Genomic DNA, 10086 nt, shown 5'->3' with positions numbered 1-10086 from the left:
GTCATGCATGTCAAAGTCCCTAGAACTTGTTTTATGGTTTATCAATGCCGGCATTATAAGTGTGAATTGAGTTGTTAATTTTTAATATTAAGTGAGTTAATTTATGGCTTTTGAATCAATTCAACCTGCAATTCAATATTGCAAAGAGAATCCTTTTTTTGTTGTGGGTTGTGCTGCTTCAGCAGTGGCTAATCCTCTCCTATTTGCTGCAACAACAATTTTAGGGGGAGGGATCGCAATATGTTATTCAAAAAGTAGTCAGTCATTGAATCAATCAAAACCTTCAAACCGTTACTATCACTTTACAGAATTCAATCCATTCTATGGCAAGATTTCAGGCCTTAGTGCCTCTGTATTAGCTATTGCTTGTCATTTTAACAAAGGAATTCCTGTTTCAGGAATTGCTTTTAAAGTGTTTTCAATCTTTAATGGCATTATGTTTGGCTGTGTATTGACTAACTTTTTAAGAAAAAAATATGTGAAAGTAGAGCCGGAACCTACAAATCTTCGTTTATCCTCTAACCAGTTCTTCTTGAAAAGTACTTATAAAGCAGCGTAACTCAATACTAAAGAACGTTTCGCTTCGCAAAATAGAATTATGGCTATGTTCATTTAAGACAGAAGTTAATTATCTATAGCCTAAATAACCTTGTGAAATCTGTTGTCCGTTTAAGGGATTCCAGTAGCTTGTGAGTGTGGACCCATCGGGATTTTGGACTTCGATGCTGAAGACGGGAAGGTAGATCTCCTGCGCAGCGCGAACGGAGAAATCGTTGCCGAATGCCGCTTTGGCACTCACTTCGATTTGACTACGGGTAAACTTTTTAGGCAGCCAATCCGCTTGGCTGTAGGGCTTGGTGACGACACGCTGCACGATGGTGCTTTGGGGTGTGACGACTAGTTTGGGGTTTTGGAAGTGCAGTTGTAGGATATTGCCTTTCTGAGTGATCAAATGCTTCGTACGAGCACTGGCTATCCAATTTTCAACAGCTTCCTCTTCTAGGCGTAATTCACGCTGAAGTTGGTCTATCGCTAATACTCCGCCGCTGCGTGATAGTGATTGCAAGATCCTGTAATCATTTCCGGTGGCGTTATTGGAGATGGCGTCAAAATACCCATGGGTACGTTGGCCTGTTTCGGTATTGAGGAGGATTTCACCATCGAAGAGGCTCCAAAGAACCATTCCTTCACGTGTTTTTTTATCCTGTCCGGTATATTTTACTTCCAAAAGCAGGTAGGGGAGATATTTAGTGGAAATGCCTTTGTAAGAGCGGGTATTTCCTCCCAAAAGTACGTTTCTTTGTGCCTCTAGAATTTCTTCCTGAGTAAAACGTGCTTCCAGAGTGATGAAATCGCCATTTTCAACATAGGCGTTTAGAGTGGAGGAAATGGGATCGAAGTAGATCCATAATGCCCAAAGCATAACGGAGAACAGCAACGCGGCAGCGGACCACTTAGCGAAACCCATATTTCCTCCCACAGGAATTTACTCTTTTACCGACAATAGGAACTCTATATTGCTATTGGTTTTTCTTAAACGGTTAAGAACTAGATTCATTGCATCCACAGAGGAAAGATCAGCCACTGCTTGACGCAAGAGGAAGATTTTTTCCAGTTCATCAGGATGGTAAAGGAGTTCTTCTTTACGTGTACCGCTCTTGAGAATATCCACTGCTGGGAATGTACGTCTGTCGGCTAGTTTGCGGTCTAGTACAAGTTCCATGTTACCGGTACCTTTGAATTCTTCAAAGATAACCTCGTCCATACGTGAGCCCGTTTCAATCAACGCAGTAGCGATGATAGTGAGCGAGCCGCCTTCTTCGATGTTACGTGCAGCACCGAAGAAACGTTTGGGTTTATGCAAGGCGTTAGCATCTACACCACCTGTAAGGATCTTGCCGGAGTGCGGCTGGACTGTATTGTATGCGCGGGCTAGACGTGTCAGGTTGTCGAGGAGGATGACGACATCGCGGCCATGTTCTACTTGGCGGCGTGCTTTTTCAATTGTCATCTCAGCGATTTGGACGTGGCGCTCGGGGGGTTCGTCAAATGTGGAAGCGATGACTTCGCCTTTGACGATACGTTGCATATCGGTGACTTCTTCAGGGCGCTCGTCGATGAGCAATACCATCAGGATCACTTCTTTGTTGTTAGTAGCGATAGCATTAGCAATGTTTTGCATAATGATCGTCTTACCGGAGCGGGGAGGAGCGACGATCAGTCCGCGCTGGCCTTTACCGATAGGGGCGGCTAGGTCAAGTACACGTGTGGATAGTTTGTCACGTGTCGTTTCCATGACCAAGCGTTCGCTAGGGTATAGAGGTGTAAGGTTTTCAAAGAGGACACGTTCGCGGGCTTTCTCCGGAGTGACGCCGTTGATGGTCTCCACTTTAAGCATTGCGAAGTATTTTTCTTTCTCTTTAGGTGGGCGGATAGTGCCGTAGATGGTGTCGCCTTTACGCAGGTCGAAACGGCGGATTTGTGCTGGAGAGACATAAATATCTTCGGGAGAAGGCAGGTAGTTGTAGTTAGGGGAGCGTAGAAAGCCGAAGCCGTCGGGGAGGACTTCAAGGACGCCTTCGCCGAAAAGCACTTCGTTAGGGTTTTCGGAGATCAGCTTAACGATTTCAAACACAGCTTGCGATTTCGTCAGGGAAGCTAGGTGCTTAAGGCCGTAGTTTTTTCCGAATTGGCTTAATTGGTCGCTGTTCATCCTTTGGATGTCGGCGATTTTTATGATTTCTTGCTCTATGGGAGTGGCATTTTTGTCGTTACTATGAGAGCGGTGATGGGTTTGGCTTCTTTCGCGCGCAGAGGACTCCTCGTGCTCCTGAGTGATTGACTCGGCTTCGGTATTTTCAGAATCCATTATTTGAAAGGCTCCTAATTAAAGGTTTTAGGTTTGGGTTAAAGAGTGGAAGAGCGTTGTGATATTTTCTTTGAGCTCTTCAAAACTCCCGTTATTATAGAGGATGATATCTGCAAGTTCGGCTTTACGCTCTTGCGTCCATTGTTTTTGTTGGCGCTTCTCAAAGTCATTGACAAAGTCTTTTTGCCGATGGAGGTAGCGCCGCTGACGTTCTTCTGTGTCAGCTAGTACACAGATAGTCAAATCATAAAATTTTTCTGCACCGCTTTCGAAGAGGAGGGGAATCTCGGCGACGAAAAGGGGTGCGTCGTTGGATGCGCAAACCTGTGAAAAACGTTCTTCAATCTTTCTTTGTACGGCGGGATGAAGAATTTCTTCTAGTGAACTTAATAGTTCGGGTTTGTCAAAAACTATCTTTGCGATTATTGCACGGTTAAGTTGATTGCCTTCAAGCGCTTCTTGGCCAATGAGTCTAATAACGGCCTGGATAATTTGGGAATCGCTGGACAGCAACTGATGCACGATAGCGTCAGCGTGGACGACTTCGGCACCTAGACTGTGGAAAATATCGCAAACAGTAGTCTTGCCACTGGCAAGTCCGCCTGTAACAGCAACTTTCTTCAAAATTAACACTCTTTCCAATTTTTGCCAATGGCGATGTTTACTTCTAAAGGAACGCGCAGGTCAATTACATTTTCCATTGTGTTCTTAACGAGTTCTCTCAAGCGGGGAATTTCTTCGTCGGGAACTTCAAAGATCAGCTCATCGTGAATCTGCAAAATCATGTAAGCTTTCAATTTTTCTGCTTCGAGGACAGCGTCGATTTTTAGCATGGCCAACTTGATCAGATCAGCAGCAGTCCCTTGGATAGGAGTATTGATAGCTAAACGTTCCGCAGCGGCGCGGATTTGCGGGTTGCGGCTGGAGATTTCAGGGATGATCCTTTCGCGGCCGATGATGGTCACTGCTTTTCCTGTGGCGCGGGCTTGTTCTTTATATTTTTCGAGAAAGCCCTTAATACGTGGGAAACGTTCGAAATAGGTTTTAATGAAAGTTTCGGCTTCTTTGACAGGAATGTTAATCGTTTGAGAAAGGCCGAAGGCTTGCTGTCCGTAGAGGATGCCGAAGTTGACGGCTTTAGCTTGATAACGTTGCTGATCGGTGACCTCTTGCAGCGGAGTCTGGAAAATGGCGGCGGCGGTGCTGCGGTGGATATCTTCGCCCCTTTCGAAGGCTCCGACGAGATGCTCGTCTTCGCAGAGGTGTGCTAGGAGGCGCAGTTCGATTTGAGAATAGTCGGCAGCGAGAAAGCTCCAGCCCTCTTTTTGCGGTTTGAAGGCTTCGCGGATACGTTGGCCTAGCTCGGTTCGGACGGGAATATTTTGGAGGTTGGGGTCTTGGCTAGCTAACCTGCCCGTCGCTGCCACTGTTTGGTTGAAATTGCAGTGGATGCGGCTATCTTTGGTGTTGATCTGAGTGGGGAGGGTATCAACGTAGGTAGAGCGTAGTTTTTCTAATGTGCGGTATTCTAGCATTAGATCGATGATAGGGTGCTGATGACGTACTTTTTCCAACTCATCTGCACTTGTGGACATACCACTGGTCGTTTTTTTAGCGGTCCTTACACCTAATTTTTCTAGTATTTGACTAAGCTGGAGAGGAGAATTGAGGTTAAAAGGTTCTCCGGCAAGTGACTGTATCTTATCTTTGAGTTCATTGAGGTGGGCATTCAACTCCACTCCGAATACGGCGAGTTTTTCCGCATCGATATAGATACCGTGACGTTCCATTTGCTGAAGGACTCTCATGAGGGGGAGTTCGAGTTCGAAGAGGACAGCATCTAGTTTCCGTTCGTGCAATTCCTTTTGGAGGACGTCTTTTAAGCGGACCGTGTAGTCGATATCTTCGCAGCAATAGGTACTGATCTTATCGAGCGGGACTTGGTCCATCGTTATTTCGTTTTTGCCTTTGCCAATGAGATCTGCGATCGGGATCTTTTGTTTTTCAAAGTAATGGAAGCTAAGGACATCTAAAGAATGCTGACGCTGGTGGGCGTTGAGAAGATAGGAGGTCAACAAAGTATCAAAGGAGAGGGTTTGAACGTGAATGCCTTCATTCTCAAGAACGTGGCTATCGTATTTGGCATTGTGGCCGTAAAAACCGGGCGTAGGTAGGGCGAAAATTTGTTTTAAACCCTCCAAGACTCTTTGTTTGCCTAATTTCCCGTTTGTCGGAACGTACCAGGCATGGCCAGGTTCCCAGCCGAAGCCTATCCCTACGAGTTGAGCCTTCAATGGATCCACATTGGTTGTTTCCGTATCGAAGCAGACTTCTTTTTGCTGTGCAATGGCATTGATCAGCTCTTGAAAGTGCTGTTCATCATCCACGAGATGGTAGTGGACGACTTCTTCGTGAGTGGCTTTTTTGTCAGCAGCCAAGTTACGCAGCATGGAATGGAAGTCTTTCTGGCTGTAAAACAGCTTTAAGCCTTCAGTATGGGCAGGCATGATGTGGAAAAGGTCGGAAGGGATCTCAAAAGGAATCTGCGTATCCACTGTCACAAGCTTTTTACTTAAACGGATAGTGTCGACATATGCACGGATGGTTTCCAATTTCTTCCCGCTGCAAGATTTCTCAGGGTTGTCCAAGATCGATTCCAGCGTCCCGCATTCTTTAAGCATGGACGCTGCAGTCTTAGGGCCGAAACCGGGCAGTCCTGGGACGTTGTCGGAAGTATCACCGATCATGGCTAAATAGTCGGGGATCATATGTGGAGGTACGCCATGGATCTCTTCGACTTCTGCTGGGCCAATGATCTTGTTCTCTTTGCGCGTGTGGACTAGACGTACCTTGTCATTGACGATTTGGCACATGTCTTTATCGGCAGTGAAAACGAAAACCTCATGACCTTGGGAGGAGGCCCATAATGCAATACTTGCCATTGTATCATCGGCTTCAACGCCACTTTTCTCTACGAAGGGCAGTCCTTTAAGGGAGCAATACTCTTTAGCCCAAGCCACTTGATAAGGGAGGTCTTTAGGTGTTTCTTTTCTTGTGGCCTTGTAATCAGCATACAATTCTTTACGCGATTGTGTATTGTTGGGGCCGTCGAAAACCACCACTATATGCGGAGTATCAAAAGAACTCAGGATTTTTGTCACAGAGTTTACAAAACCGAACAAGGCATTTGTCGATTCGCCCTTGCTGTTGGTCATGTTTTGGATAGCGTGGTAAGATGCGTACAGATAGCCTGACGCATCGATAATGAGAAGTTGGGACATATTAATCAATATTCTGGTCTATAGAGGTAAAGAGGTTTGCCATAAAGTTCTGATGGGACGCCATTCCCTAAATCAAGATGATGGTAGATGTGGTTTGATAAAGGAGTGGATGCGTGCTGCTCTGTGAGGAATTCGACCAGCCAGTTTTTCTTTTCTAAGTAAACTACCTGATAATCATCGTCAAAAATATTCAATTCTTTGATGAGGGCTTGCAACACCGTGTTGCGGCTAGCGTTAGCTTCGTCAATCAATCCATATTCGAGGGCATTTCTTGCTAGATAGACATTGGCGCCATATTCGGAGACGAGTTTTTCACGGTCGACTTTGGGTCTATTGGCGCTGACTATACTGACGAAATCGTAATATAAGCCGTCGGCGATAGATTGAAGGTTAGTTTTCTCATCTTCTTTCCAGGGGCGGAAGGGGTTGAGCATGTCTTTGTCTTTTCCGGCGGAGATCGTTGCAGCGCTGACGCCGATTTTTTCCATCACTTGGGTGACATTAAAGAAAGGGGAAGAAAAAAGGACGCCGATGCTTCCGACAATGGCTGTATCGCGGGAATAGATCTTATCCGCAGCGCAAGCAATGTAGTAGCCGCCGGATGCGCAGATACCATCTATATATGCATAAACAGGGACTTGATACGTTTTTTTGTATTGCATGATCGCATTATAAATAGCGTCGGAGTCGGTCGCAGAACCTCCCGGACTATTAATGTTCAATAGAATAGCTTTCACACGGTCATTTTGCAAATCGCCTTCTCTTGACTCTACTAATAGCTCTTCAATACGGTTGGCATTAAGTTTGTCGGTGCCAATGACGCCTTGGATATTTAATTGCAGGATCACCGGATCAGATTTCGACATTTCTTGGCGCACACCTTTGGCATTGGGGGCAATGATCTGTTTGAAATCAGTGTCGATCTTGAGTTTGGTTTTATTTTCCTGGGAGAGTGTAGAGAAGAGAAGAGCAATAAGAAATAGAGCCAATCCCACCCCAAAGACGCCTCCTAGGGCAACCAGACAGGAGCGGAATGTAGATTTGATGAGTGATTCACGCATAATAGGTATGAGGGTAAGAAAATAAGATCCTATAGAATAGTATATCCTACATATAAATGCAAAACTGAAAGGAAAACCCGTTAGAATAACTGCAGTCTTTAAATGAACATCAATTAGTGTGGTAACGTTCTTAATTCGATCTTAATAATAATACATTATAATTTTTCATATATTATTTATGAAGGTCTGCTGTAATGATTTCAAATTCGAATTTTATAAATATCGGTAGGTTGTACGAAACACATGCTAGGCTTCACCCGGCCGATTCTTTTTCTCTCAATTACAGTGCCCTAGGACATAGCTTAGAAAGCTTGTTGCTTACCTTCCGTATTACACGTTTTTTATCTCAATTCACGTTGTTTTCCTTTTTGGAAAATTACTATGTTGAGCAAGTAAAAACTACTGTCCAAGCCTTTAAAGTAGAATATCTTAATACTGCAAAATCGATCTTTGCCAAGCACGGTCTTGAATCCAAATATGCAAGACTATTTGAAGATCCTGATTTTACTGCAGAAAGATTTGCAGAGATAAGAGGGCATTTGCTTTATGTCTTAGATGTCAATCAGCAATTAGAAGAAGCTTCAAGCTCTTGGAGTTCCGAAGAAAAGATTGCAGTTAAACAACACTTCTATGCTACGTCTCAGCCTGTTTCACCGGCACAAATCAAGGCTACATTGCAAAGTATCTACGATCAAATGATCGCTCAACAGATTTTGGAAAGAGATACCATTATTCTTGGACTTCCCAGCGATTTTGAAACTGAAAATGAACAGGTCTTGATCACGCTTGATAAAGATCAATTTGATTTTCCTAAATGGGAAGAGGCGCTGAACTCTCTAGAAGACGCAGATTCCAAAAAAATAAGCTCAGAGCTGATCAAACAATTAAATGGTGTTCCAAAGTTAGTTGTAGAAGCACTATTCAATGAATACGTTGAGAAAGACGAATCCAAGACCCTTTATTTAGATATTGTGGAGAGAGCAAATCATTTTGAAATAGTAAGCCGTAGACCTAACCTAAAGTTTGAACATCTCCCTCTGGATATGTTGGAAAGAATTGTACAGTTTTTGCCTGATCGAGAGCTGTTAAATATACAGGCAACAGATAGAACATTAAGGGCTCTTGCCGAAACAGAAATTGTCAAACGTCTGAATGCTCGTAAACTAGATTTATCCTCATTAGATTTGACACACACACGGCTTGTAGCTTTCCTAAGACGAAACCATGATAAATTAAAGTGTTTTAATCTCAACGACCCTCATAAACTTCCGAGTAATCAGCAACTTGTGGAATTGCTTAGTGTCTTTAAACAAATAGATTATATAGAACTAACAAATTGCGAAATTCAGTTTGGCTTACTTAAAACATTACCTGTGCGCTTTCCTGATCTTAAGGGCTTAAGTCTTCAAATGTGCTTTATCGAAGACGATCTCATAGATGAAGCAATAAAAAAGGCTATAGATTCTTTAACAAATTTTGAAGAACAAGATAGAGCGGGAAGTGTGGTTATAGATCGTTTTCATAGAGAACTCTCGCAAGAATGGTCGAAATTCCTCTGCTTAGAGGAGTTAGACCTGACAAATAGCATGTATAGTTCTTCAGGCATGATATATTACTGGATGTCCTTTGTGAATTATTTGGAGGCTCCATCGCTTAAAACCCTAAAATTAGAGTCACGCTTTAATGCAGATGTCATTGAACACAATATTGCAAAGTTTACGAACTTAGAACATCTAGTCCTGGATTTGCTGAGCTTAGATAAATGTGCATCCATAATACATAAAATTAAAGACCTACCCAACCTGCATACTTTAGAAATTGAATATGAAATTGGATCAGGGGAGGCTGCAATCAGAGCATTAACGAATGCTCTAGGTGGATTAAAGGGACTGAAAAGCTTGTCTATCCGCTATCAAAAGCCTGTAACTTCACTTGTAGAATTAATGCAGGGTCCCGTAATTAGTGTATCTTTGCAAACAGCAGCTAATTTTATGGCGGCCATAACAAAACTTAAAAATTTGCGTCAGATATGCCTTGAGTTTGATCCCTGTTACTCTCCACTTAGGGGGCTGGATCATTTTTTAAAATTTAAACATTTGGAAGTTGTAAAAATAGCAAACCCGTATCGGGTAGTATCTATAGAGGAATTAAATAATTTAGGTACAGATCATATTGTAGAAGCTCCTTTAAAAATACGTGAGATCAGATTTTCTGATGGGTTCTTGGATGATTCTGAGTATGACAGGCTTATAAACCTATTGCCTTATTTGCCTCAATTAGAAGTCTTAGAGCTTGGCAGCCATTGCAATCTCAAATCTTCGCTGAATAATAGAATCACAGAACATTTCCATGAAGTCCCGTTACTAAAGCATTTACAAATGAGTTTTTTGTATCTCGAAGAGGATACAAAATCATTTATTGAGAATGCCCACCATCTTAAGAATTTAGTTTCTATTGATTTATCCTCATGTAGCATAAAACTAGATCTGCTTTTGAAAACAATAAAAACGCTTCAAACATTGCCAAAACTTCAAAAGCTTAGAATTACAGGTCTCATGAATCTTACCCACCCTTGGTCTTTCAATGAATGGACACTTGTTTCAAATGAGATTAGCAAATTGACGCAACTAAGAAAATTAGACTTAAGATCAAACGAGATTCCTTCCATGCTTTTAATGGAAATAGTCCAGAATGTTCACAAAATGAAGAATTTAACGCACATTAATCTGGATGGAAATCATCGATGGTTGCTTCTTCTTCCCGATGGAATCACGCAGATTAAAAAGATCTTTAGTGCGAATCGAAATTTACTATCCATCAGATTTAATGGTGGGGAATTTCTTAGAGAAATAGGTGGTAAGATTACCCCTATTCG

Annotated in this window: 7 protein-coding genes; 2 read left to right on the top strand and 5 right to left on the bottom strand. The window is 42.8% G+C overall.

Annotated elements, in window-relative coordinates; all coding sequences use genetic code 11:
- Positions 1-103: 103 nt before the first annotated feature.
- Positions 104-559, top strand: a complete 456-nt coding sequence (locus WC222_12470; GenBank protein ID MFA6917200.1) for a hypothetical protein — start codon at positions 104-106, stop codon at positions 557-559.
- Between the two features lie 69 nt (positions 560-628).
- Here WC222_12470 and WC222_12465 read toward each other — a convergent pair whose 3' ends face one another.
- The 5 genes from WC222_12465 to sppA are packed head-to-tail and all read right to left on the bottom strand — an operon-like array spanning position 629 to position 7211.
- The gene (locus WC222_12465) at positions 629-1468 is read right to left on the bottom strand and encodes a hypothetical protein (protein ID MFA6917199.1); all 840 of its coding nucleotides are present in this window, start codon (positions 1466-1468) and stop codon (positions 629-631) included.
- 18 nt (positions 1469-1486) lie between these two features.
- Entirely contained in the window at positions 1487-2869 is a 1383-nt protein-coding gene (gene rho / locus WC222_12460; GenBank protein MFA6917198.1) for a transcription termination factor Rho, read from the bottom strand.
- Between the two features lie 27 nt (positions 2870-2896).
- Positions 2897-3493: a dephospho-CoA kinase gene (coaE, locus tag WC222_12455; protein MFA6917197.1), complete on the bottom strand. Its 597-nt coding sequence runs from the start codon at positions 3491-3493 to the stop codon at positions 2897-2899.
- 2 nt (positions 3494-3495) lie between these two features.
- A complete protein-coding gene (polA, locus tag WC222_12450) occupies positions 3496-6150 on the bottom strand; it encodes a DNA polymerase I (protein ID MFA6917196.1) in 2655 nt (884 codons plus the stop codon).
- 5 nt (positions 6151-6155) lie between these two features.
- The gene (gene sppA / locus WC222_12445) at positions 6156-7211 is read right to left on the bottom strand and encodes a signal peptide peptidase SppA (protein ID MFA6917195.1); all 1056 of its coding nucleotides are present in this window, start codon (positions 7209-7211) and stop codon (positions 6156-6158) included.
- Positions 7212-7405: 194 nt separating this feature from the next.
- On the opposite strand from sppA, the gene WC222_12440 reads away from it, so the two are divergent.
- Positions 7406-10086 (top strand): hypothetical protein (locus tag WC222_12440; GenBank protein ID MFA6917194.1); only part of this gene is annotated, 2681 nt, incomplete at its 3' end.

It is taken from the genome of Parachlamydiales bacterium (assembly GCA_041671045.1).
GTDB lineage: Bacteria > Chlamydiota > Chlamydiia > Chlamydiales > JABDDJ01 > JABDDJ01.
The sequence above is the reverse complement of the archived record's forward strand: the minus strand, read 5'-3'. Positions and strand labels throughout refer to the sequence as shown.